The 23,395-nt window shown below is 53.5% G+C and carries 18 protein-coding genes and 3 tRNA genes; 4 read left to right on the top strand and 17 right to left on the bottom strand.

Annotated elements, in window-relative coordinates; all coding sequences use genetic code 11:
* Positions 1-10: 10 nt before the first annotated feature.
* The 13 genes from rnr to nnr form a co-directional block, all read right to left on the bottom strand.
* Entirely contained in the window at positions 11-2,473 is a 2,463-nt protein-coding gene (gene rnr / locus B9P82_RS10280) for a ribonuclease R (protein WP_047500007.1), read from the bottom strand.
* 38 nt (positions 2,474-2,511) lie between these two features.
* Positions 2,512-2,937 carry a nitric oxide-sensing transcriptional repressor NsrR gene (nsrR, locus tag B9P82_RS10275; protein ID WP_003025609.1) on the bottom strand — a complete coding sequence of 142 codons (426 nt, stop codon included), beginning with the start codon at positions 2,935-2,937 and terminating at the stop codon, positions 2,512-2,514.
* A 216-nt stretch (positions 2,938-3,153) separates the two neighbouring features.
* A complete protein-coding gene (purA, locus tag B9P82_RS10265; RefSeq protein ID WP_003025606.1) occupies positions 3,154-4,452 on the bottom strand; it encodes an adenylosuccinate synthase in 1,299 nt (432 codons plus the stop codon).
* Positions 4,453-4,554: 102 nt separating this feature from the next.
* Positions 4,555-4,752 carry a DUF2065 domain-containing protein gene (locus B9P82_RS10260; RefSeq protein ID WP_047358897.1) on the bottom strand — a complete coding sequence of 66 codons (198 nt, stop codon included), beginning with the start codon at positions 4,750-4,752 and terminating at the stop codon, positions 4,555-4,557.
* Positions 4,753-4,834: 82 nt separating this feature from the next.
* Positions 4,835-5,839 (bottom strand): protease modulator HflC, encoded by a 1,005-nt coding sequence (gene hflC / locus B9P82_RS10255; protein ID WP_016155510.1) that lies wholly within the window; start codon positions 5,837-5,839, stop codon positions 4,835-4,837.
* Between the two features lie 2 nt (positions 5,840-5,841).
* Complete coding sequence (hflK, locus tag B9P82_RS10250) at positions 5,842-7,095, bottom strand: FtsH protease activity modulator HflK (protein WP_016151416.1); 1,254 nt, start codon at positions 7,093-7,095, stop codon at positions 5,842-5,844.
* Positions 7,096-7,284: 189 nt separating this feature from the next.
* Positions 7,285-8,565, bottom strand: coding sequence for a ribosome rescue GTPase HflX (gene hflX / locus B9P82_RS10245; protein WP_016151415.1), 1,281 nt, complete (start codon positions 8,563-8,565; stop codon positions 7,285-7,287).
* Between the two features lie 74 nt (positions 8,566-8,639).
* Positions 8,640-8,948, bottom strand: a complete 309-nt coding sequence (gene hfq, locus B9P82_RS10240; RefSeq protein ID WP_003025584.1) for an RNA chaperone Hfq — start codon at positions 8,946-8,948, stop codon at positions 8,640-8,642.
* A gap of 84 nt (positions 8,949-9,032) precedes the next feature.
* Positions 9,033-9,983, bottom strand: coding sequence for a tRNA (adenosine(37)-N6)-dimethylallyltransferase MiaA (miaA, locus tag B9P82_RS10235; RefSeq protein ID WP_016151413.1), 951 nt, complete (start codon positions 9,981-9,983; stop codon positions 9,033-9,035).
* A gap of 3 nt (positions 9,984-9,986) precedes the next feature.
* Positions 9,987-11,837, bottom strand: a complete 1,851-nt coding sequence (mutL, locus tag B9P82_RS10230) for a DNA mismatch repair endonuclease MutL (RefSeq protein WP_101700304.1) — start codon at positions 11,835-11,837, stop codon at positions 9,987-9,989.
* A gap of 9 nt (positions 11,838-11,846) precedes the next feature.
* Entirely contained in the window at positions 11,847-13,178 is a 1,332-nt protein-coding gene (gene amiB / locus B9P82_RS10225) for an N-acetylmuramoyl-L-alanine amidase AmiB (protein ID WP_065554875.1), read from the bottom strand.
* A gap of 16 nt (positions 13,179-13,194) precedes the next feature.
* Positions 13,195-13,656: a tRNA (adenosine(37)-N6)-threonylcarbamoyltransferase complex ATPase subunit type 1 TsaE gene (gene tsaE, locus B9P82_RS10220; protein WP_016151410.1), complete on the bottom strand. Its 462-nt coding sequence runs from the start codon at positions 13,654-13,656 to the stop codon at positions 13,195-13,197.
* A complete protein-coding gene (gene nnr / locus B9P82_RS10215) occupies positions 13,628-15,175 on the bottom strand; it encodes a bifunctional ADP-dependent NAD(P)H-hydrate dehydratase/NAD(P)H-hydrate epimerase (protein ID WP_075207179.1) in 1,548 nt (515 codons plus the stop codon). The genes tsaE and nnr overlap by 29 nt, the downstream gene beginning before the upstream one ends.
* Here nnr and queG point away from each other — a divergent pair.
* The gene (gene queG, locus B9P82_RS10210) at positions 15,174-16,313 is read left to right on the top strand and encodes a tRNA epoxyqueuosine(34) reductase QueG (protein ID WP_101700303.1); all 1,140 of its coding nucleotides are present in this window, start codon (positions 15,174-15,176) and stop codon (positions 16,311-16,313) included. The two genes, nnr and queG, sit on opposite strands and share 2 nt — an antisense overlap.
* A gap of 269 nt (positions 16,314-16,582) precedes the next feature.
* Here the strand turns inward: queG and B9P82_RS10205 are convergent.
* From B9P82_RS10205 to orn, 4 genes are all read right to left on the bottom strand, one after another.
* Positions 16,583-16,658, bottom strand: a tRNA-Gly gene (locus B9P82_RS10205).
* Positions 16,659-16,701: 43 nt separating this feature from the next.
* Positions 16,702-16,777, bottom strand: a tRNA-Gly gene (locus tag B9P82_RS10200).
* A 156-nt stretch (positions 16,778-16,933) separates the two neighbouring features.
* A tRNA-Gly gene (locus B9P82_RS10195) sits at positions 16,934-17,009 on the bottom strand.
* A 240-nt stretch (positions 17,010-17,249) separates the two neighbouring features.
* Positions 17,250-17,795 (bottom strand): oligoribonuclease, encoded by a 546-nt coding sequence (gene orn, locus B9P82_RS10190; RefSeq protein ID WP_016151407.1) that lies wholly within the window; start codon positions 17,793-17,795, stop codon positions 17,250-17,252.
* A gap of 105 nt (positions 17,796-17,900) precedes the next feature.
* Between orn and rsgA the strand changes: the two genes are divergently transcribed.
* The 3 genes from rsgA to mscM all read left to right on the top strand — a co-directional run bounded on the left by rsgA (position 17,901) and on the right by mscM (position 23,346).
* Entirely contained in the window at positions 17,901-18,953 is a 1,053-nt protein-coding gene (gene rsgA, locus B9P82_RS10185) for a small ribosomal subunit biogenesis GTPase RsgA (RefSeq protein ID WP_168188438.1), read from the top strand.
* 92 nt (positions 18,954-19,045) lie between these two features.
* On the top strand, positions 19,046-20,014 hold the full coding sequence (gene asd / locus B9P82_RS10180) for an archaetidylserine decarboxylase (protein WP_016155504.1): 969 nt from the start codon (positions 19,046-19,048) through the stop codon (positions 20,012-20,014).
* Between the two features lie 17 nt (positions 20,015-20,031).
* Positions 20,032-23,346: a miniconductance mechanosensitive channel MscM gene (gene mscM / locus B9P82_RS10175; RefSeq protein ID WP_101700302.1), complete on the top strand. Its 3,315-nt coding sequence runs from the start codon at positions 20,032-20,034 to the stop codon at positions 23,344-23,346.
* The last annotated feature ends 49 nt before the right edge of the window (positions 23,347-23,395 follow it).

Here is a 23,395-nt window from a genome sequence, read left to right as displayed (position 1 = left end):
TTTATGGCTGTTATTGCGCGACTTTCTTTTTCGTCGCGCGTTTAGCTTTGGTGGCGGCAGCGATTTTAAGCGTTTTTGCCGATGGCTTTTTCGCTTTTTTATCGCCTTTCTTCTCAGCCGTTTTTTTATCCGCCTGAGGTTTGGCTCTGCCTTTCTTCTCGCCGCGGAAAGCGCTATCCGGCTCGAAATTTACTTTTTTGCCCATCTGACGACGCTTACCGGTATTTTTACCCGCATCGCTTTTTTTCGCTTTTTCACGCGCGGTTTTACCTTCATTGCGCGGTGCACGTTCGCTGGAGATCAAACTGAAGTCGATTTTACGCTCGTCCATGTTGACCGCTTCCACGCGAACTTCCACGCGATCGCCCAGGCGATACATTTGACCGCTGGATTCCCCCGTCAGACGCTGCCCAACCTGGTCAAAACGATAGTAGTCGTTATCCAGGGAGGAGACATGCACCAGACCGTCGATAAACAGCTCATCAAGACGGACGAAGAAACCAAACCCGGTCACGCTGGCGATCACGCCTTTGAAGACATTACCTACCTGATCCAGCATGAAGTCGCACTTCAGCCAGTCAGAGACGTCGCGCGTAGCTTCGTCAGCACGGCGCTCGGCCATCGAACAGTGTTGACCCAGCTGCAGCATCTCTTCCATCGAATAATGGTAGCCACCCGTTTCCGTGGTGTTGCCTTTATGGCCCTGCTCCTGCGCCAGCAGATACTTAATCGCCCGGTGCAAGGAGAGATCCGGGTAACGACGGATCGGCGAGGTAAAGTGTGCATAAGATTGCAACGCAAGACCAAAGTGACCGCGGTTTTCCGGATCGTAAATCGCCTGCTTCATTGAACGCAGCAGCATAGTTTGCAGCATTTCTGCGTCAGGACGGTCAGCAATCGACTCCAGCAGTTCAGCGTAATCACGCGGCTCGGGTTTATTACCGCCGGGCAGCTCCAGCCCCAGCTCCGCCAACACCGAACGGAACGAATTAATCGCTTCGGTCGTCGGCTTATCGTGAATGCGGAACAGTGCCGGCTCTTTGGCTTTCTCAACGAATCGCGCCGCTGAGATGTTCGCCATGATCATGCACTCTTCAATCAGTTTGTGCGCGTCATTACGCTGCGTCTGCTCAATACGCTCAATACGGCGTTCAGCATTGAAGATAAACTTCGCTTCTTCACTTTCAAACGAGATACCGCCACGCTCTTCACGCGCTTTATCCAGCACTTTGTAGAGGTTATGCAGCTCTTCAATGTGTTTAACCAACGGCGCGTACTGCTCACGCAGTTCCTGATCGCCCTGCAGCATGTGCCAGACCTTGGTGTAGGTCAGACGCGCATGGGAGCTCATAACCGCTTCGTAGAATTTAAAGCCTGTTAAGCGGCCTTTCGACGAAATGGTCATTTCACAGACCATACACAGCCTGTCCACCTGCGGGTTGAGCGAACACAATCCGTTAGACAGCACTTCCGGTAGCATCGGAACAACCTGCGATGGGAAGTAGACGGATGTGCCACGGCTGCGCGCTTCCTGGTCCAGCGGAGTCGGCGGGCGAACGTAATAGCTTACGTCAGCAATCGCCACCCATAAACGCCAGCCGCCGCCGCGCTTCTTCTCGCAGTAAACCGCATCATCGAAGTCACGCGCATCTTCGCCATCGATAGTGACCAGCGGCAGGGAGCGCAGATCGACACGTCCGGCTTTCGCTTCTTCCGGCACTTCTTCTTTCAGTCCGGCGACCTGTTTTTCGACCGCCTGAGGCCAGATATACGGGATTTCATGAGTACGCAGCGCCATATCAACGGCCATGCTGGTTCCCATGTTGTCGCCCAGGACTTCAACAATTTTACCCACCGCTTTAGTGCGACGCGTCGGACGCTGGGTCAGCTCAACCACGACCACAAAGCCCATACGAGCACCCATCACCTCTTCCGGCGGGATCAGGATATCAAAGCTCAGGCGGCTATCGTCAGGGACGACAAACCCAACGCCAGCGTCGGTGAAGTAGCGACCGACAATCTGGCTGGTTTTCGGTACCAGTACGCGCACAATACGCGCTTCGCGACGACCTTTACGGTCCGCGCCCAGCGGCTGTGCCAACACCTGATCGCCATGAATACAGGTTTTCATCTGCTCGCTGGACAGGTACAGGTCATCTTTGCGGCCTTCAACGCGCAGAAAGCCGTAGCCATCACGGTGGCCAATAACGGTACCTTTCAGCAGGTCAAGACGCTCCGGCAGCGCATAGCACTGACGACGAGTGAAGACCAGTTGCCCGTCACGCTCCATGGCGCGCAGGCGGCGACGCAGCGCTTCTTGCTGCTCTTCACCTTCAATGTTGAGTTCAGCGGCCAGCTCATCGCGGTTGGCCGGTTTTTCACGTTTAGTTAAATGTTCGAGGATAAATTCCCGGCTCGGGATAGGATTCGCGTATTTTTCTGCTTCGCGTTCCTGGAAAGGATCTTGTGACATCGAGGTTCCTCCATTGTCAGCTCTGATGAAGATTTTCGTCACTCCACCAGCAATAATTTATAAAGCGGTTGATTCTCTTCAACCAAATCAGCAAGTGTGTAGTTGTCCAGTTCCGTGAGAAAACTTTGCACTGCCTTAGAAAGCGCCTGTTTAAGTCGACAGGCTGGGGTAATGTGGCAAAACTCGCTGCTACAATTGACCAACGATAGTGGTTCCAGCTCGCGAACCACATCACCAATACCAATATCCTTAGCTGGTTTACCCAGGCGGATACCGCCATTTTTTCCTCGAATAGCAGTAACGAAGCCCGCACGGCTAAGTTGATTGATTATTTTGACCATATGATTACGGGACACGCCGTAGACTTCTGTCACCTCAGAAATACTGGTCATACGTCCTTCGGGAAGTGACGCCATGTAGATTAGCGCACGTAATCCGTAATCGGTGAAACTTGTTAACTGCACATCAACCTCAGGAAAAGGGATAAAACGGATAAACCTGGTGGTATTAATTACATTGATGATAAACCAGCCACCAGCCAGGTCGCTAATTTATTTCAGTTCAGGAAGGAAAAAAGCGAGGAACTTACGTGATTTTAAGCCGGATTATGATGCAAAGCGCCTCATCCGGCCTAAGATAGTGCAAGCGCAGCGCCATTCGACGCCACGCTATAACCAGAATTATGCGTCGAACGGGTCGCGCAGGATCATGGTTTCAGTACGGTCTGGGCCAGTTGAGATAATATCAATCGGCACACCGGTCAGTTCTTCAATACGCTTGATGTAGTTCAGTGCTGCCTGCGGCAGACCGCTACGTTCCTTCACACCGAAGGTGGATTCAGACCAGCCTGGCATGGTTTCGTAGATCGGCTCGATACCTTTCCAGTCGTCTGCAGCCAGCGGGGTAGTCGTTACTTCACGGCCATCCGGCATACGATAAGCGACACAGATTTTCACCTCTTTCAAACCGTCCAGTACGTCCAGTTTGGTCAGGCAGAAGCCAGACAGGGAGTTAATCTGTACTGCACGGCGTACCGCAACGGAGTCCAGCCAACCGGTGCGACGACGACGACCGGTGGTCGCGCCATACTCGTTACCTTGTTTGCACAGGAACTCGCCAACGTCATCAAACAGCTCGGTCGGGAACGGACCCGCGCCTACGCGTGTAGAGTAAGCTTTGATGATACCCAGAACGTAATCCACATAACGTGGACCCAGGCCGGAGCCAGTCGCCACGCCACCTGCGGTGGTGTTGGAAGACGTTACGTACGGATAGGTACCGTGGTCGATATCCAGCAGGGTACCCTGTGCGCCTTCGAACATGACGAAATCGCCACGCTTACGCGCCTGGTCCAGCAGATCGGAAACATCAACAACCATAGAGGTCAGGATGTCGGCAATCGCCATCACATCATCCAGCACTTTCTGGTAGTCAACTGCTTCAACTTTATAGAAATTCACCAGCTGGAAGTTGTGATATTCCATCACTTCTTTCAGTTTTTCAGCGAAGGTTGCTTTATCAAACAGATCGCCAACGCGCAGACCGCGACGAGCTACTTTGTCTTCATAAGCCGGACCGATGCCACGACCGGTAGTACCGATCGCTTTCTCGCCACGCGCTTTCTCACGAGCATTATCCAACGCAACGTGATAATCAAGGATCAGCGGACAAGCTTCAGACAACAGCAGGCGCTCGCGAACCGGGATGCCACGATCTTCCAGTCCTTTCATTTCTTTCATCAGCGCGGACGGAGACAGTACAACACCGTTACCGATGATGCTGATGACATTCTCGCGAAGAATACCTGATGGAATAAGATGGAGGACGGTTTTTTCACCGTTGATTACGAGAGTATGGCCTGCGTTGTGACCACCCTGGTAGCGCACAACATATTTAGCCCGTTCAGTCAGAAGATCGACGATCTTCCCTTTACCTTCGTCACCCCATTGGGTGCCCAGTACGACGACGTTGTTACCCATTTTTCAAAATCACCGTTTGCTTAAAAATGGATTCTACCACCGCTTTTTCAGATATACAGCACTTTTTGCATGCGAAAATCCGCAAAATAGGCTACTTATTGATCAGCCAATCGTTTTCCTCAACATGTAGTAGACCACAACGCCCGCAACCACAAGACCTCCACCAAAACGACGCAAAGTATTTTCGGGAAGTTGCACCATTGCGGAAATCATTTTCTTCCACGCGCGGGGATAAAGCATAGGGCCCAGGCCTTCCAGCACCAAAACCAGCGCGAGCGCCAGCAAAATTGTTGAATTCATCCATCGTCCTTTTATAAAAAGAAAACCACCGCATCCCTGGGGATGCCGGTGGTTTTGCTGGTTTAAAACCGCTGGAACTTTATTAGCGTGTCGTAGTGCTCGGTGTCTTCATGTAGCGGAAGAAATCGCTGTCCGGGCTCATGACCATCACGTCCTGGTTGCCTTCGAAGCTCTTCTCGTAAGCACGCAGGCTACGGATGAAGGCGTAGAAGTCAGGATCCTGGCTGAACGCATCGGCAAACAGTTTAGCGGCTTCTGCATCGCCTTCACCGCGCATGATGCGGCCTTGACGCTCAGATTCTGCCAGCGTTTTAGTCACTTCATAATCCGCCGTGGCACGCAGTTTTTCCGCTTCTTCCTGACCTTGTGAACGATGGCGACGCGCTACCGCTTCACGCTCAGCGCGCATACGGTTGTAGATAGCCTCAGACACTTCAGCAGGCAGGTTGATTTGCTTGATACGCACGTCAACCACTTCGATGCCCAATGCCGCCATACTGTTCGGGTTGATGACCGGTACTTTACCGTTTGTTTCAGCCTGAACACGCTCAGCCGCTTCGGCAATCGCGCTATCTGCCGCCGGAGTCGCGACTTCATCTTCCGTGCCAGCAGAACCGGAGTTTAGCGCATCACGAACTTCCAGCGTCAGACGACCGCGGGAATCGGTAACGATGTCTTTCACGTCCAGACGACCAATTTCAGAACGCAGACGGTCAGAGAACTTACGTTTCAGCAGGACTTCTGCCTGAGAAACATCGCCACCGCCCGTTGCCAGGTAGTAACGGCTAAAGTCACTGATGCGCCACTTAATGTAGGAGTCAACGATCAGGTCTTTCTTCTCTTTGGTAACAAAGCGATCGGCCTGGTTGTCCATGGTCTGAATACGCGCATCCAGCATCTTCACAGATTCAATAAACGGAATCTTGAAGTGCAGGCCTGGTGCAACAACCAGCGGCTTGTTTTCATCGTCACGCAGAACTTTACCAAAGCGCAGAGTAATCCCGCGCTCGCCTTCTTTGACCACAAAGACAGACATGAACAGAACTACCAGAACGATGATGATAATCGCAATAACTGACTTACGCATCGTTATTCCCCCTGACGCTGGTAGTCGTTACGCTGCGCGTTCGCGCGGCGTTGGTCCATAATATCGCCCTGACTGGTGGACGAGGTATTGCTTGCTCCAGTGCCGGACGTCGTTGCTGGCGGCAGACGCAGCAGGTTTGAACTGCTGTCACTCTTTGCTGCTGGCGCACTACCGCCTTTCAGCATTTGATCCAGCGGCAGAACCATCAGATTGCTGCCCTTATCGTTAACCAGGACTTTGCGGGTATTACTCAGCACTTTTTCCATGGTTTCGATATACAGACGCTCGCGAGTAATTTGCGGTGCGGCTTTATATTCCGGCAGAATTTTTGCGAAACGAGCCACTTCACCCTGTGCTTCCAGGATGGTTCGCGTTTTGTAAGCACGCGCTTCTTCCAGAATACGCTGCGCCTGACCGTTAGCACGTGGCTGAACTTCGTTGGTGTACGCTTCTGCTTCACGGATGTACTGCTGCTCGTTTTCACGTGCTGCAATGGCATCGTCAAACGCGGCTTTTACTTCTTCCGGCGGACGTGCTGCCTGGAAGTTGACGTCCAGCAGGGTGATACCCATGTTGTACGGACGGATCGTTTCTTCCAGTTCACGCTGGGTATCGCTACGAATAACGGTACGCCCTTCGGTCAGGATACGGTCCATGGTGTATTTACCGATAACCCCACGCAGGGCGCTGTCGGTTGCCTGACGCAGACTGTCATCCGCGCTGGTTACGCTAAACAGGTAACGCTGCGGATCGGTCACGCGGTACTGCACGTTCATTTCAACGCGTACGACGTTTTCGTCAGAGGTCAGCATCACGCCGGATGCGGCAAGTTCACGCACGGCTTCCACGTTGACCGGGGTCACTTCGTCGACAAAGGTCGGTTTCCAGTTCAGACCCGGTTCAACCAAATGGCTGAATTTACCGAAGCGTGTCACCACACCGCGTTCCGCTTCTTTAATGGTGTAGAAACCGCTGGCCGCCCAGATAATGACGATAGCTGCCGCTGCGATAGTAAAGACTCGACCACCCAATTGCGGACGCGGGCCTTGCGATGAGCTACCGCCGCCAGAACCAGCACCTTTACCACCACCCAGACCACCGAGCTTTTTACTCAGTTTGCGGAAGATATCATCCAGATCGGGAGGTCCCTGATCGCGACCACCTTTGTTTCCATTTCCCTCAGGGTTGCCGCCAGGTTTGCTGCTTCCCCACGGGTCGCGGTCTTGTCCGTTATTACCGGGCTGATTCCACGCCATTTTTGTGCTCCATATTTGTTATGCGATGCTATACCTGCGTATTTTGCGCTGCCGATGCGTTGGCTACGCCCCTTAATCTCAGTCACATAGTTGACTATGCTCCTGAAGATTTCAGGACTTGCCACCTTCATGCTGCACAAAACCCACAAGGTATAGAGGCGAAAAAATCTTCAGGCCATATCCGTCAGGTCAGACAATATAGTCTTCCAGTGCCGGTTCTTGTTTACAGAGGCGACGCCAGTCTACGATCGGCATACGAACCTGCAGACCCACGCTGCCGTCCTCCTCCATCCACTCTCTTTCTATTGCCTGAAGTTGGTAAAACCGGCTTCTCAGACGCCCTTCCTGCGGCGGCAAACGCAACGTGTGCTGCGCCACCTCACCGGAAAGTCGCTCAGTCAAAGCCTGAAAAAGCTGTGGTATACCTATTCCCGTTTGCGCTGAAACCCAAACGCGAATGGGTTTATTCTCTTCATCTCTGTCGATACGTGGTTCAAAATCATCCAGCATATCGATTTTATTCATCACCAGCAGAGTCGGGATCTCATGCGCATCGATCTCTTCGAGCACCGTGTCGACGGCCTCGATGTTTTCCTGCACACGAAAATCTGCAGCATCAATAACATGCAGCAGCAATGTTGCCTGACGCGTTTCCTGCAGGGTGGCTTTAAACGCCGCCACCAGGTCGTGCGGCAAATGACGGATAAACCCTACGGTATCCGCCAGCACGGTTTCACCGACGTCCGCTACGTCTATACGGCGCAGCGTTGGGTCCAGGGTCGCAAACAGCTGATCCGCTGCGTAAACCCGGGCTTCGGTGATCTGGTTGAACAGGGTGGATTTTCCGGCGTTGGTATATCCCACCAGTGATACGGTTGGGACATCCGCTTTCTTGCGCGACTGTCGCCCCTGCTCACGTTGCTTTTCAACTTTTTCCAGGCGCGACTGTATTTGCAAAATGCGATTACGCAGCAAACGACGGTCGGTTTCGAGCTGGGTTTCACCCGGACCGCGCAAACCAATCCCGCCCTTTTGCCTTTCAAGGTGGGTCCAGCCACGGACCAGACGAGTAGCCATATGGCGCAACTGCGCCAGCTCAACCTGCAACTTACCCTCATGGGTGCGCGCACGCTGGGCAAAAATATCTAAAATAAGACCTGTCCTGTCTATAACAAGACACTGGCACAACTGTTCCAGGTTACGTTCCTGGGCGGGGCTTAGAGCATGATCAAAAATCACCACCGCAGCGCCAGTCGCTTTTACGGCTTCCGCAATTTCGATTGCCTTACCTTCACCAACAAAATACTTCGGGTGCGGTGCTTTACGGCTCCCGGTAATCACCTGCATTGCTTCGACACCGGCGGAAGAAACCAGAGATTCAAACTCCTGGAGGTCTTCCATATCTTTGTCTTGCGAAAAATAGATGTGTACCAGTACCGCCTGCTCACCGGCATCATAACGGTCAAACAAGCGTCAACCCCTTAATATATATCAACGGGGAACGCAGGATCGCTGGCTCCCCGTGTGTAAAACAGCTAACAACCTTATTCGGTTTCTTCGCTGTCCTGTTGCGCAGATGAACCTTGCGCGTTGCTACCGTGATGGTAGTTGCTGCCAGTGCCGCCGGTGGCATTATTGCTGTGATGAGAAACCGGGCGAGACGGGACAACAGTAGAAATCGCGTGCTTATAAACCATCTGGCTGACCGTGTTTTTCAACAGGATCACGAACTGATCAAAAGACTCGATTTGACCTTGCAGCTTAATACCATTCACCAAATAAATAGAAACTGGAACACGTTCCCGACGCAGTGCGTTCAGGAACGGATCTTGTAAAGATTGCCCCTTAGCCATTCTCTCTTTTCCTTATATGCTTATTTGTACTTTGAACCTTTCGATTCTGAAAAATTGCGCACGATACGTTTCAATTGTACACATTCAGTTCGCGATAGCACCAACAACCTGTAATACTTCGTTTCGCGCCTGGTCAGGCTTTTCACTGTCAAGCCAGTGCACCCCTTCCCAACCACGCAACCAGGTTACCTGTCGCTTCGCCAACTGCCTCGTGGCGCAAACACCTCTATAAACCATTTCATCGTATGAAATTTCGCCTTCAATGTATGACCACATCTGGCGATACCCTACACAACGAATGGAAGGCAAATCCGTATGCAAATCTCCACGGGCAAATAGCGCCCGGACTTCTGCTTCAAAACCTGAAGCCAACATCTGATGAAAACGCTGCTCAATTCGCTGATGGAGCAGTTCACGGCTCGCCGGGGCGATAGCAAACTGATGCACCTGATACGGCAAAGCATCTCCTGACGTTTGCGTCAGCTCCGTTAAAGTTTTACCCGAAATGAAAAAAACTTCCAGTGCCCGGGAAAGTCTTTGCGGATCATTTGGATGAATACGCGCCGCAGCCACCGGATCTATTTCCTGAAGCTGTCGGTGTAACGCGTCCCACCCATGCTCTGCCGCCTGCTGCTCAATTCTGGCCCTGACTTCCGGATCTGCCGACGGTAACGGCGACAGCCCTTCAAGCAAGGCTTTGAAATATAACATTGTGCCGCCCACCAGCAGCGGAATACGCCCCGCGGCGGTGATATCGGCCATCTCGGCTAACGCATCGCGGCGAAAATCCGCAGCAGAGTACGCCTGGGACGGATCGCGGATATCCAGCAACCGGTGCGGCGCGGCCTGTAATTCATCTGCATCAGGCTTGGCTGTACCGATATCCATCCCCTTGTAAATAAGGGCGGAATCAACGCTTATCAACTCTACAGGCAAAACTTTACGCAATTCAATTGCCAGTGCCGTTTTACCGGAGGCCGTCGGCCCCATCAAAAAAATCGCCTTTGGCAGGCTCGCCTTACGGGTATCACTCATGTTTCAGGCATTCATTACCGAATGTAAATCAACAGGTTGTAACAAACCACCCGGCGGCGCCTTCACGAGTTGTGGGCAAAGCCGCTCAACATCCGCTAACAGCGTAATCGCCTGAGCCATGCTCCACTGCGGATGCTCGCTAATCAGATTACGTGCAATCCACTGTGCAATATTGCCCGGTTCGAATTCGGACTGCTGCGCCAGGTAGCCTATCAGTTCAGGAATCAAGATTTGTAAATTTTGTTGGCGTAAGGGTAAAGGCACCGCCCGGATGGTCACATGCTGTGCATCCAGTTGAAATTCAATACCCAACTCAGCCAGTTGGCTCTGCCCTTTTTGCAGCGCCGCTTTTTCATCAGCGGTCACTTTTAGACGTAAAGGGATCAGTAACGGCTGAGCGCAAACAACGCCCTGCTCCGGCGTTAACTGCGCCTGACGTAGCCAACGTTCCGCCACCGGCAATGCCAGCAACCGAATATGACCATCGCATTCGAGTAATGCGCAGTCCGTACCGACAATGGTTAGTACCCGCCCAAAGCCCTGACTGTTGCCGGTCAGAGGTGCTGATGGCGTTTCAGAAACCGGCGTTTTACGCGGCGGAACCGGCGTCTGTAGCAGTTGCTGATAAATCTCACCCTGCTGCTTTTGATATCCAGGTTGGGCATGAGGCCAGCTGGCCCCCGTCTGACGGCCACCACTACTGCCAGCGCCAGCAGATGCTGAGTAACGCGGCGTCGCAGGTTCACGCGCCGGGGCCGGTTCGGCAAAATGGTTACGCCCGGCCGCGACGCGGTTTTCCGGGATGTGCCTTGGGGCGGGCTCGTCGTCATCAGCCAACGGCAGCGGCGTTTCAAGCTGCTGTTGCAGGACGCTCAACACGCCCTGGTAAATAAAATCATGCACCAGGCGGGACTGATGAAAACGGACCTCATGTTTGGCGGGATGTACGTTAACATCCACCTGATGCGGGTCGATTTCCAGATACAACACAAAAGCGGGCTGCTGATCGGCTCCCAGCTTATCTTCACAGGCCTGACGAATAGCATGGTTGATCAACCGGTCGCGCATCATCCGGCCATTCACATAGCAGTACTGGATTTCCGCCAGCGCCGCCGTTGTGTGGTTAGGATCGGCCACCCAGCCGCGCAGCGTTAAATCGCCATGCTGCCATTCAATCGCCAGCGCATGTTCCAGAAACGGCGTGCCGCAAATCGCGCCCAGTCGGCGCTCTTGCTGCCCATCCGCAGCCACTGCCCGGTACTGACGCACCACTTTGCCGTTGTGCGACAAATTAATCGTCACATCAAAACGTGCCAGCGCAATGCGGCGGATTATTTCGTCGATATGATTAAATTCAGTTTTCTCGGTGCGCATAAACTTGCGCCGCGCCGGGGTGTTGTAGAACAGATCTAACACCTCCAGCGTGGTTCCCACCGGATGCGCAGCGGGTTTAACCGTCACATCCATGTCGCGCCCTTCGGCATAGGCTTGCCAGGCTTCAGGTTGTTCTTGCGTACGCGACGTCAGGGTTAAACGAGAAACGGAGCTGATACTGGCCAGCGCTTCGCCGCGAAACCCGAGGCTCACGATGGCTTCGAGATCGTCAAGCGAGGAAATTTTACTGGTGGCATGACGCGCCAGCGCCAGCGCCAGCTCGTCTTTTTTAATCCCGCAGCCGTTGTCACGAATACGGATAAGCTTCGCGCCGCCGCGCTCAATATCAATATCAATGCGCGTCGCACCGGCATCGATACTGTTTTCCACCAGCTCCTTCACCACTGACGCAGGCCGTTCTACCACCTCGCCTGCGGCAATCTGGTTCGCCAGCTGTGGCGGTAGAACCTGAATCGGCATGGCTAATCCTTAATTTGTTAACGTGTTACCAGGCGATACCGCACTGGCGGTTTGCGCCTGTGTGCCCTGAGGCCCGGTTTGCATCGGGTGCGCCTGGAAATAGTTACGCAATCCTTTGTAAATTGCCTCGGCCAGCTGCTGCTGGTAGTCATCACTCGCCAACAGACGCTCTTCGCTGTTGTTACTGATAAAGCCGGTTTCAACCAGCACTGACGGGATATCAGGCGAACGTAATACCCCAAGGCTGGCGTGTTCCGGACGACGCTTATGCATCGAGCCAATACGTTCTAACTGGCCGATCATGCTGGTCGCTACATCATACCCAACGCGTTGCGAATGACCGAACTGCAGATCCAACACGGCCTGGCTGAGATAAGGATCGGACTGGCTGTTTGCCAGCACATCGCCCGCCCCACCCAACAGTTCCGATTGCTTTTCGTGCTGTTCCAGCCAGCCGGCCATTTCACTGTTTGCCCGACGGTTTGACAGTACCCAGACGGAAGCACCTGTGGCATCCCGGTTTGGTGCGGCATCTGCATGTATAGAGACCAGGAAGTTGGCGTTTTGTTTACGCGCAACGTCTGAACGCCCCATCACCGAGATAAAGTAATCGCCATCACGGGTGAGTACGCCTTTAAACATCGGGTCATCATTGAGCAAACTGCGCAGTTTGCGCGCCACGGCAATCGTGACGTTTTTCTCACGTGTGCCACCGGGACCAATAGCGCCAGGATCCTGCCCGCCGTGTCCGGCATCAATGGCGATAACTACTTTTTCGCCGTTACTGGTACTGGCGCGCGCCGCAGGTCGTGTGGAGGTATTACTGTTGGTTACCATCGTGGTGCGATCGTTTTCCGCTTTAAACGGATTACGCGCAGGCTCGGCAGGGCGCGGGGCGATAACCGGCGCTTCAACACGCTTCGCAACCACTGGAGGTGGTGGAGGCGGCGGTGGCGCATCAGCTTTGATGGTAAACACGACGGTATAATTGCCGCCGTTCTGGCGTTTTACGGCTTCGGCTTTGCCGTTCTCGGTTAAATCCACAACCAGGCGCAGAGACTGCGCATCTTTTGGCGTGCCGGAACGGATAGATTTCACCAGATTATTGCCGCTAAACAGCAGCGGTAACCCCTGAATCACACCGGTTTGTTTAATATCCAACGCGACGGTTCGTTTCCCGTCCTGCGAAACTGCGTATTCAGGATCGCCAATAAAGCTCAGCGTAATCCGCGCTTGTTGATCGCCATTGGACACCTGAAGATCGGAGAGGCTGGCGGCCCCTGCCTGCGCGCACAGCAGGACCAGTGTTGCCATCAGCCAGTTTCTGATGCGATAAATCATCCCGCCACCCTTAAGGTTAATCGGCTAAACGCGCCAGCAATAAATCACCCGATGAGGAGACTGCGCTGATGCGCGCCTCTCGACCTTGCGCCTGATATTCAATGTGTATTTCGACGTCCGGGTCTGGCAGTACACCTTTACCTTGTTGCGGCCATTCCACCAGGCAGATGGCGTCATTGGCAAAATAATCGCGGATCCCCATAAATTCCAGCTCCTCTGGGTCCGCAAGTCGGTACAGATCGAAGTGATATACCATCAAATTATCGAGCGAATAGGGTTCAACCAGCGTATAGGTGGGGCTTTTTACATTTCCTTTGTGACCTAACGCCTGCAGGAATCCCCGGCTGAAAGTGGTTTTACCCGCCCCCAGGTCGCCGTACAAATAAATTACCGTCGCGCCATCACAGGCTTTGGCTACCCGCAGTCCCAGGTCTAAAGTCGCCTGCTCATCAGGTAGTGGAATTACTCGATTCATCATGATAAACGTCAATCACATCAGGGTTAACAATACGCTGTAGCGTGGTAAAGAGATCTGTCGCCAGCATGCCGCGCGTACCATAACGCGCCGCCAGCACATCCGCCGCCGCACCGTGCGCGACACATCCCGCACATGCCGCATCATACGGGGTAAGCTTCTGTCCGAGCAATGCGCCAATAATACCGGAAAGCACATCACCCATTCCGCCGCTGGCCATTCCAGCATTGCCGGTATCAATAATACCCAATTCGGCCTGTTCGGCAGCAACAACCGTACCCGCGCCTTTCAGCACGACGACGCCTCCGTACCGTTTTACCAGACGTTGTGCACAAAGTAAGCGATCGTCTTCAATTTCTGCAATGGAACAGCCCAGAAGTCGCGCGGCTTCGCCAGGATGCGGCGTGATCACGCGATTGTGACGTTTATCGGGGTTGATTGCCAGCAGGTTCAGCGCATCCGCATCCCAGAGCATCGGTTTGCGAAAATTCTCTACCTTTTGCAGCGCTTTTTTACCCCATTCCTGCTGACCAAGCCCTGGTCCTATCACCACAACATCCGCCCACGCCAGGCTCTCCTCCAGAGTCTGCGGCGTCAGCGCATCGACCATCAGTTCCGGTCTGGCAGTCAGAATAGGCGCAATATTTTCACTACGGGTCAGCACTTTAACCAGCCCGGCTCCTGCACGCAGCGCCGCTTCACCGGCCATGCGTATTGCGCCAGCCGTGCCGTGGTCACCACCGATGATCACCAGCCGACCGTGGGAGCCTTTGTGCGAGGTGGGTCGACGCGGCGTTAACCAGTGTACAAGCTGTTGAGCATCAAACCGTTGCAGCGGCGCGTTCTGCCCCGCCAGCCAGTCGTCCAGTCCGAGTGCGTTAACATGCAGGCGTCCGGTGACATCGCGCGCTTTACCGGTTAGCAGACCAGGCTTCAACGCAATAAAGGTCACGGTGTGCGCCGCATTGATAACCGCGCCCGGCGCCGCGCCCGTCTGCGCCAGCAGGCCGGATGGAATGTCTATCGCCACGACAGGGGCAGGATGGTGATTGGCACGTTCGATCAATGCCGAGAGAGGCTCACGCGGCGCGTGTTTTAAGCCTGTGCCTGACAGCGCATCAATAATGACGTCCACGCGATCTGGCCAATTGATATCCGCAGCATGAATGACGCCACCGGCGTTAAGCCAGGCGTCGCGCGCCTGCTGTGCTTCCTCAGGGAGCGCTTTATCACTCTCCTGCGCCAGCAACGTAATATCAAGCCCCTGAGCTTTGGCAAGCCTTGCCACCACGTAACCATCACCACCGTTGTTGCCATGACCACATAGCACCAGCCAGTGCTGAGCGTTTGGATATGTCTTGCGGGTGACCTGAAACGCCGCCTCTCCCGCCCGTTGCATCAGCTCGTACAACGTCAGTCCTAAACTGTCTGCCGCCTCTCGCTCCATCCGCCTGATGTCATCGGCGTGCCAAATGGAGTGTGGTATACTTGCGGGGTTTTTCTTCATTGTATGGTCCGTCATGTCAGAGCCCCTCGATCTCAATCAGTTAGCGCAAAATATTAAGCAGTGGGGGCTGGAGCTTGGCTTTCAGCAGGTCGGTATTGCCGACACCGACCTCAGCGAAGCGGAGCCCAAACTGCAGGCCTGGCTGGATAAACACTATCACGGCGAGATGGACTGGATGGCCCGTCACGGCATGATGCGCGCCCGACCTCACGAATTATTACCCGGTACGTTACGTGTCATCAGCGTACGTATGAACTATCTTCCTGCCAATGCGGCCTTTGCCAGCACGTTGAAAAACCCCACTCTGGGTTACGTCAGCCGTTACGCGCTTGGGCGCGACTACCATAAACTGCTGCGTAACCGCTTAAAAAAGCTGGGAGAGAGGATTCAACAGCACTGCGTTTCGCTGAATTTTAGACCTTTTGTCGATTCTGCGCCCATTCTTGAGCGTCCATTAGCGGAAAAAGCCGGGCTTGGCTGGACAGGTAAGCACTCACTTATCCTCAATCGCGCAGCCGGTTCATTTTTCTTTCTCGGGGAATTACTGATCGATTTGCCCCTGCCGGTCGACAACCCAGTAGAAGAAGGATGCGGGAAATGCGTCGCCTGTATGACCATCTGTCCCACCGGAGCCATCGTTGAACCCTACACGGTAGATGCGCGCCGCTGTATCTCTTATCTCACTATCGAACTGGAAGGTGCGATCCCGGAAGAGTTTCGTCCCCTGTTGGGGAATCGAATTTACGGCTGCGATGATTGCCAACTCATTTGCCCGTGGAACCGTTACTCTCAGTTGACGACAGAGGATGACTTCAACCCACGCAAACAACTTCATGCTCCAGAGTTAATAGAGCTGTTTAGCTGGAGCGAAGCGTGGTTTTTAAAAGTCACGGAGGGGTCTGCTATTCGTCGTATTGGTCACCTGCGCTGGCTGCGAAATATCGCCGTTGCGCTGGGTAATGCCCCATGGGATGAAGCCATTATTCACGCGCTGGAAAGTCGCAGAGGTGAGCACCCACTTCTCGACGAACACATAGAATGGGCGGTTGCTCAGCAAATCGAGAAGCGAAATGCCTGCGTAGTTGAAGTGCAGTTACCGAAGAAACAACGTTTGGTCAGGGTCATTGAAAAGGGTCTGCCGCGTGACGCTTAAGTCATCCACAGCTTGTGTATAAAAATAAAAACACATTGATATTCAAGAGGGAAAAAATCGTCAAGTGATCGCATTAACAATTTGAAATGATAATTAATTCAATATTTTCAAAGAGTTAAAATGATACTATTCACCCGACTAAGTTTTTTGCAATCCAGGAATAATACCCGAACCTGTGGATAAGTCTGTTTACAAGAGTATGTCAATGACGAAACAAAACGTCCCCAACGTATTTATTCGCTGTGGATATTTTTATTGGGGTAAGAATTTGGAGCGGGAAACGAGACTCGAACTCGCGACCCCGACCTTGGCAAGGTCGTGCTCTACCAACTGAGCTATTCCCGCTTGGGTGTGTCTGTGCTTTGTAGACATAAGCACTTTCAAATTTTGGAGCGGGAAACGAGACTCGAACTCGCGACCCCGACCTTGGCAAGGTCGTGCTCTACCAACTGAGCTATTCCCGCTTAATCTTCGTCTTTCGAACCGCTACTGCGTTAGCTGCCTTCATTCGCCTAAGTCACTTACTTTAGTAAGCTCCTAAGGATTCATTCAGTTTTCGCCTTGTCGCAATTCGAAATTCTGCGATTGGTGGTCTGTGCTTTACAAGCACTTTCAAATTTTGGAGCGGGAAACGAGACTCGAACTCGCGACCCCGACCTTGGCAAGGTCGTGCTCTACCAACTGAGCTATTCCCGCAAATTTGTACTGCTTTTGCTGCTGCCGTAACGTGTAATTCTCTGTCGTTACGGGAGGCGCATTATACGAGAAATCCGTTTAGCTGCAACCCCCCTAAAAGCGATTTTTTCGTTTTTCTGTTTAAGTGCTGAATTTATCGGCAAGTCGTCTAATTTAGCGACAATCCAGCCTCAGTGCAAGCGCACAGGAACGATATTCGCAGGCCGGGTAAGCCACAGCACCGTCCGGCCATCCACAAAATCAAAGCTTAATAAAATGTTCGCGATAGTAAGCAAGCTCAGCAACAGATTCACGAATATCGTCCATCGCCTGATGCGTTCCCTGCTTGGTGAAGCCAGCAAGAATTTCCGGCTTCCAACGACGCGCCAGCTCTTTCAACGTACTGACGTCAAGATAGCGATAATGGAAATACGCCTCCAGCTCCGGCATGTATTTAAACAGGAAACGACGATCCTGACCGATGCTGTTGCCGCAGATAGGTGATTTCCCTTCTGGAACCCACTCTTTCAAAAAAGCCAGCGTAGCCAGTTCAGCTTCACGATCCCCCATGGTGCTCGCCTTCACGCGATCCACTAGCCCACTACCGGTATGCGTACGTACGTTCCAGTCATCCATTAATGCTAACTGTTCGTCGGACTGGTGCACCGCAATTGTCGGTCCTTCAGCCAGAATATTCAGGTTGGCATCCGTCACCAGCGTGGCTATCTCAATTATGCGATCGCGCTCGGGATCCAGACCTGTCATCTCCAGATCGATCCAAATCAGGTTGTTTTCATTGGCACTCATGCTATTTTCCACCCTTCAGCGTCACATTCAGTGTGACTATATTCATCTAAAATTGCGTGTATCATAAATGTTTTGCCCATTATGGGCGACCAGGAGTCAGTCCGATTGAGTAAGAATAAACTCTCCAAAGGCCAACAGCGCCGTGTGAACGCCAATCACCAGCGTCGTCTGAAAACGTCCACGGAGAAGCCAGACTACGACGACAACCTGTTTGGCGAAACCGCTGAAGGCATCGTTATCAGCCGTTTTGGCATGCATGCCGACGTGGAATCTGCTGACGGTGAGATTCACCGCTGCAACATCCGCCGTACAATTCGCTCGCTGGTCACCGGCGATCGCGTTGTCTGGCGCCCGGGAAAAGCAGCAGCAGAAGGCGTGAATGTCAAAGGCATCGTTGAGGCGGTACACGAGCGTACCTCGGTACTGACACGTCCCGACTTTTACGACGGGGTGAAACCCATTGCCGCCAACATCAACCAGATCGTTATTGTCTCAGCCATCTTACCCGAGCTGTCACTCAATATTATCGACCGGTATCTGGTAGCCTGTGAAACGCTACACGTTGAACCAATTATCGTATTGAATAAGATCGATCTGCTGGATGACGAAGGCATGGCCTTTGTTAACGAACAGATGGATATTTATCGCCACATTGGCTATCGCGTGTTGATGGTATCAAGCCGTACTAAAGACGGCCTGAAACCGCTTGAAGAAGCATTAACCGATCGCATCAGCATTTTTGCCGGTCAGTCGGGCGTTGGTAAATCTAGCCTGCTCAATAATCTTCTCGGTCTGCAGGAAGAGATCCTGACCAACGATGTCTCCGACAACTCTGGCCTTGGACAGCACACCACCACTGCCTCTCGCCTGTATCATTTCCCGCACGGTGGCGACGTTATCGACTCCCCTGGCGTACGTGAGTTCGGGTTGTGGCATCTGGAGCCGGAACAAATCACACATGGTTTTGTCGAATTCCATGACTACCTGGGCCACTGCAAATACCGCGACTGCAAGCATGATACCGATCCAGGCTGCGCTATCCGTGAGGCCGTAGAAAAAGGGGCAATAGCCGAAACTCGGTTTGAAAATTATCACCGCATCCTGGAAAGCATGACGCAGGTAAAAACACGTAAAAACTTTTCTGATACAGACAACTGACAACTAAGCTAAGCATCGCTAGAATCGTCCCCCTTTTTTCAGGATCCGGCCCGTATGCCGGATCGGGAACAAATTATGGCCTGGAGGCTACCTTGTTAAACTCATTTAAGCTTTCGCTACAATACATTCTGCCGAAACTATGGCTCACTCGCCTGGCGGGTTGGGGTGCGAGCAAACGAGCAGGATGGCTGACTAAACTGGTTATCGATCTGTTCGTGAAATATTACAAGGTCGATATGAAAGAGGCGCAAAAGCCGGACACCGCCAGCTATCGCACCTTTAACGACTTCTTTGTTCGCCCACTGCGCGACGACGTTCGCCCGATTAACACCGATCCAAACGTACTGGTCATGCCTGCTGACGGCGTGATTAACCAGTTAGGAAACATCGAAGAAGACAAACTGCTGCAGGCCAAAGGGCACAGCTATACTCTTGAAGCACTGCTGGCCGGCAACTACCAGATGGCGGACAAATTCCGCAACGGTACGTTTGTGACCACTTACTTATCTCCACGCGATTACCACCGTGTACATATGCCGTGTAACGGTATCCTGCGTGAAATGATGTACGTGCCAGGCGATCTCTTCTCTGTAAATATCCTGACTGCGCAAAACGTTCCAAACCTGTTTGCACGCAACGAACGCGTAATCTGTCTGTTTGATACCGAATTTGGCCCGATGGTGCAGATTCTGGTCGGCGCGACCATCGTTGGCAGTATTGAAACCGCATGGGCTGGCACCATTACCCCACCGCGTGAAGGCGTCATCAAACGCTGGACCTGGCCGGAAGGCGAAAGCGAAGGGTCGGTGGCGCTGCTGAAAGGTCAGGAAATGGGCCGCTTTAAGCTCGGTTCCACCGTTATCAACCTGTTCGCGCCTGGCAAAGTTAACCTGGTTGAGCAGTTGCAGGACCTTTCAGTGACCAAAATCGGCCAGCCAATGGCCATCTCGACCGAGACATTCGTGACGCCAGAGGCAGAACCTGCCCCGCTTGCGAAAGAAGAGATCGAAGCAGAACACGACGCCAGCCCGCTGGTTGACGACAAAAAAGACGAAAGTTAAACATAGGAATCGCTGCTGTGCGCCTGATTATCACTTTTCTGATGGCCTGGTGCCTCAGCCTGGGGGCGTACGCTGCGACGGCCCCCGATGCCAAACAACTCACCCAGGAACTGGAGCAGGCAAAAGCGGCGAAACCTGCTCAGCCAGAAACCGTCGAGGCGCTCCAGTCCGCGCTGAATGCCCTCGAGGAGCGTAAAGGTTCTCTCGAGCGTGCCCAGCAATATCAGCAGGTTATTGATAACTTCCCCAAGCTGTCCGCAACATTACGCGCGCAGCTTAGCAACCTGCGCGACGAACCGCGCAATGCGCCAACCGGACTCACCACCGATGCGTTAAACCAGGAGATCCTCCAGGTCAGCAGCCAACTATTGGAAAAGAGTCGTCAGGCCCAGCAGGAGCAGGATCGCGCCCGGGAAATCGCCGACTCGTTAAGCCAGCTTCCTCAACAGCAAACCGATGCCCGCCGCCAGCTAAATGAGCTTGAGCGACGTATTGGTACCGCCAACTCTAATCCCGCGCAGAATCAGGCGATGCAGGCTGAATCCGCCAAACTCAAAGCCCTGGTCGATGAACTGGAGCTGGCGCAGCTTTCCGCTAATAACCGCCAGGAGCTGGCGCGCATGCGCTCAGAGCTGGCGGAAAAACAGAGCCAGCAGCTCGATACTTACCTGCAGGCTTTGCGCAACCAGCTCAACAGTCAACGTCAGCGTGAGGCAGAGCGAGCGCTGGAAAGCACCGAACTGTTGGCGGAAAACAGCGCGGGACTGCCGGAAGGTATTGTCGACCAGTTCAAGGTTAACCGCGAACTGTCTCAGGCATTAAACCAGCAGGCGCAACGTATGGATCTGGTCGCCTCGCAACAGCGTCAAGCCGCCAGCCAAACGCTACAGGTGCGCCAGGCATTGAATACGCTGCGAGAGCAGTCTCAGTGGCTTGGGGTCTCAAATATGCTGGGAGAAGCGCTGCGCGCGCAGGTATCCCGTTTACCGGAAATGCCCAAGCCTCAGCAGTTGGATACCGAAATGGCGCAGCTTCGCGTGCACCGTATGCGCTATGAGGATCTCCTCAACAAACAGCCGCAGTTGCGTCAGATTCATCAGGCCGATGGACAACCGCTGACCGCTGAACAGAGCAGCATTCTCAACGCCCAGTTACGCACCCAACGTGAGCTGCTGAACTCTTTGTTACAGGGTGGCGATACGCTGATCCTTGAGCTGACCAAGCTCAAAGTCTCTAATAGCCAACTGGAAGATGCGCTAAAAGAGGTCAACGAAGCAACGCACCGCTATCTGTTCTGGACCTCGGACGTTAGCCCCATCTCCCTCTCCTGGCCTGTCGACATCGTCCAGGATCTGCGGCGTCTGATCTCATTAGATACGTTTAATCAGTTGGGCAAAGCCAGCATCATGATGCTGACCAGCAAAGAAACGCTGCTGCCGCTTTTCGCGGCATTGGTGCTGGTTGGCTTTAGCCTCTCTTCGCGCAAACACTTCACCCGTTTTCTGGAGCGTTCATCTGCGCGGGTCGGGAAAGTCACCCAGGACCACTTCTGGCTGACGATACGCACGGTGTTCTGGTCGATACTCGTCGCTTCTCCGTTGCCGGTGCTGTGGGCAACGCTCGGTTACGGATTGCAGGAAGCCTGGCCTTATCCATTAGCTGTCGCTATCGGCGATGGCGTTACTGCCACGGTGCCCATGCTGTGGGCAGTAATGATTTGTGCCACCTTTGCGCGCCCCAACGGTCTGTTCATTGCCCACTTTGGCTGGCCGCGTAACCGCGTCGCGAAAGCCATGCACTATTACCTGATGAGTATCGGGCTGATTGTGCCGCTGATCATGGCAGTGATTATGTTTGATAATCTCAATGACCGGGAATTCTCCGCCTCACTGGGGCGTCTGTGCTTTATTCTGATTTGCGGTGCGCTGGCGGTCGTAACCCTGAGCCTGAAACGCGCCGGGATACCGCTGTACCTCGATAAAGAAGGCAACAGCGATAACATGGTCAACAGCATGCTGTGGAATATGCTGATGGGCGCACCGCTGATTGCCATTCTCGCTGCGGCAGTGGGCTATCTCGCCACGTCGCAAGCTTTATTGGCGCGTCTGGAAACGTCCGTAGCTATCTGGTTCTTGTTACTGGTGGTGTATCACGTTATCCGCCGCTGGATGCTGATCCAGCGCCGCCGGCTGGCGTTTGACCGCGCCAAGCATCGACGTGCCGAAATGCTGGCGCAGCGCGCACGGGGTGAAGAAGAACCAGCGCATTCCACCAGCCTTGAAGGCACGATTGATGTTGATGAAAGCGAAGTGGATCTGGATGCTATCAGCGCGCAATCACTGCGCCTGGTGCGCTCTATCCTGATGCTTATCGCCCTGCTCTCGGTCATTGTGCTGTGGTCAGAAATTCATTCCGCTTTCGGCTTCCTGGAAAATATCTCGTTGTGGGATGTCACCTCCACGGTGCAGGGTGTGGAAAGTTTAGAGCCGATAACGCTGGGTGCAGTGCTTATCGCAATCCTGGTGTTTATCATCACTACCCAGTTAGTGCGCAACCTGCCCGCGCTGCTGGAGCTGGCGCTGCTGCAACATCTCGATTTAACCCCCGGCACCGGTTACGCCATCACCACCATCACCAAGTACCTGCTGATGCTGATTGGCGGTCTGGTTGGCTTCTCAATGATTGGTATTGAGTGGTCCAAACTGCAATGGCTGGTAGCGGCTCTCGGTGTCGGTCTGGGCTTTGGTTTGCAGGAGATCTTCGCCAACTTTATTTCCGGCCTGATTATCCTCTTTGAAAAACCAATCCGCATTGGCGACACAGTGACGATTCGCGATCTTACCGGTAGCGTGACGAAAATTAATACCCGCGCCACGACCATCAGCGACTGGGACCGCAAAGAGATCATCGTGCCCAACAAAGCCTTTATCACCGAGCAGTTTATCAACTGGTCGTTATCGGATTCGGTCACCCGTGTGGTATTAACCATCCCGGCACCGTCGGAGGCTAACAGCGAGGAGGTTACGCAGATCCTGCTTACTGCCGCACAACGCTGCTCACTGGTTATCGATAACCCGGCGCCAGAAGTCTTCCTGGTTGACCTGCAGCAAGGGATTCAAATCTTCGAACTGCGTATTTATGCCGCTGAGATGGGGCATCGTATGCCGCTGCGCCACGAAATCCACCAGCTGATTCTGGCTGGCTTCCGTGAGCACGGTATCGATATGCCGTTCCCACCGTTCCAGATGCGTCTGGAGAGCCTCGGCGGTAAGCAAACGGGAAGAACCTTAAGTTCTGCGGGCAGAAGCAGTCGCCCGGCGGGGAGTTTGTAAACAACAATGATGCCGAATGGCAGCTTCGCCGAATCCGGCCTACGAAGAA

Origin of the sequence: Citrobacter sp. L55 (genome assembly GCF_002850715.1) — a bacterium.
In the GTDB taxonomy this organism is placed as follows: Bacteria; Pseudomonadota; Gammaproteobacteria; order Enterobacterales; family Enterobacteriaceae; genus Citrobacter; species Citrobacter braakii.
Note: the sequence above shows the minus strand (reverse complement) of the source record. Positions and strands in the feature narration are given on the sequence as shown.

What these genes read in the sequence shown, in the direction of transcription:
- hflK (WP_016151416.1), bottom strand. Translation starts at nt 7,095, where the DNA reads ATGGCGTGGAATCAGCCCGGTAATAACGGACAAGACCGCGACCCGTGG.
- hflC (WP_016155510.1), bottom strand. Translation starts at nt 5,839, where the DNA reads ATGCGTAAGTCAGTTATTGCGATTATCATCATCGTTCTGGTAGTTCTG.
- nnr (WP_075207179.1), bottom strand. Translation starts at nt 15,175, where the DNA reads ATGACGGACCATACAATGAAGAAAAACCCCGCAAGTATACCACACTCC.
- orn (WP_016151407.1), bottom strand. Translation starts at nt 17,795, where the DNA reads ATGAGTGCCAATGAAAACAACCTGATTTGGATCGATCTGGAGATGACA.
- tsaE (WP_016151410.1), bottom strand. Translation starts at nt 13,656, where the DNA reads ATGATGAATCGAGTAATTCCACTACCTGATGAGCAGGCGACTTTAGAC.
- amiB (WP_065554875.1), bottom strand. Translation starts at nt 13,178, where the DNA reads ATGATTTATCGCATCAGAAACTGGCTGATGGCAACACTGGTCCTGCTG.
- queG (WP_101700303.1), top strand. Translation starts at nt 15,174, where the DNA reads ATGTCAGAGCCCCTCGATCTCAATCAGTTAGCGCAAAATATTAAGCAG.
- purA (WP_003025606.1), bottom strand. Translation starts at nt 4,452, where the DNA reads ATGGGTAACAACGTCGTCGTACTGGGCACCCAATGGGGTGACGAAGGT.
- B9P82_RS10260 (WP_047358897.1), bottom strand. Translation starts at nt 4,752, where the DNA reads ATGAATTCAACAATTTTGCTGGCGCTCGCGCTGGTTTTGGTGCTGGAA.
- hfq (WP_003025584.1), bottom strand. Translation starts at nt 8,948, where the DNA reads ATGGCTAAGGGGCAATCTTTACAAGATCCGTTCCTGAACGCACTGCGT.
- mutL (WP_101700304.1), bottom strand. Translation starts at nt 11,837, where the DNA reads ATGCCGATTCAGGTTCTACCGCCACAGCTGGCGAACCAGATTGCCGCA.
- rnr (WP_047500007.1), bottom strand. Translation starts at nt 2,473, where the DNA reads ATGTCACAAGATCCTTTCCAGGAACGCGAAGCAGAAAAATACGCGAAT.
- miaA (WP_016151413.1), bottom strand. Translation starts at nt 9,983, where the DNA reads ATGAGTGATACCCGTAAGGCGAGCCTGCCAAAGGCGATTTTTTTGATG.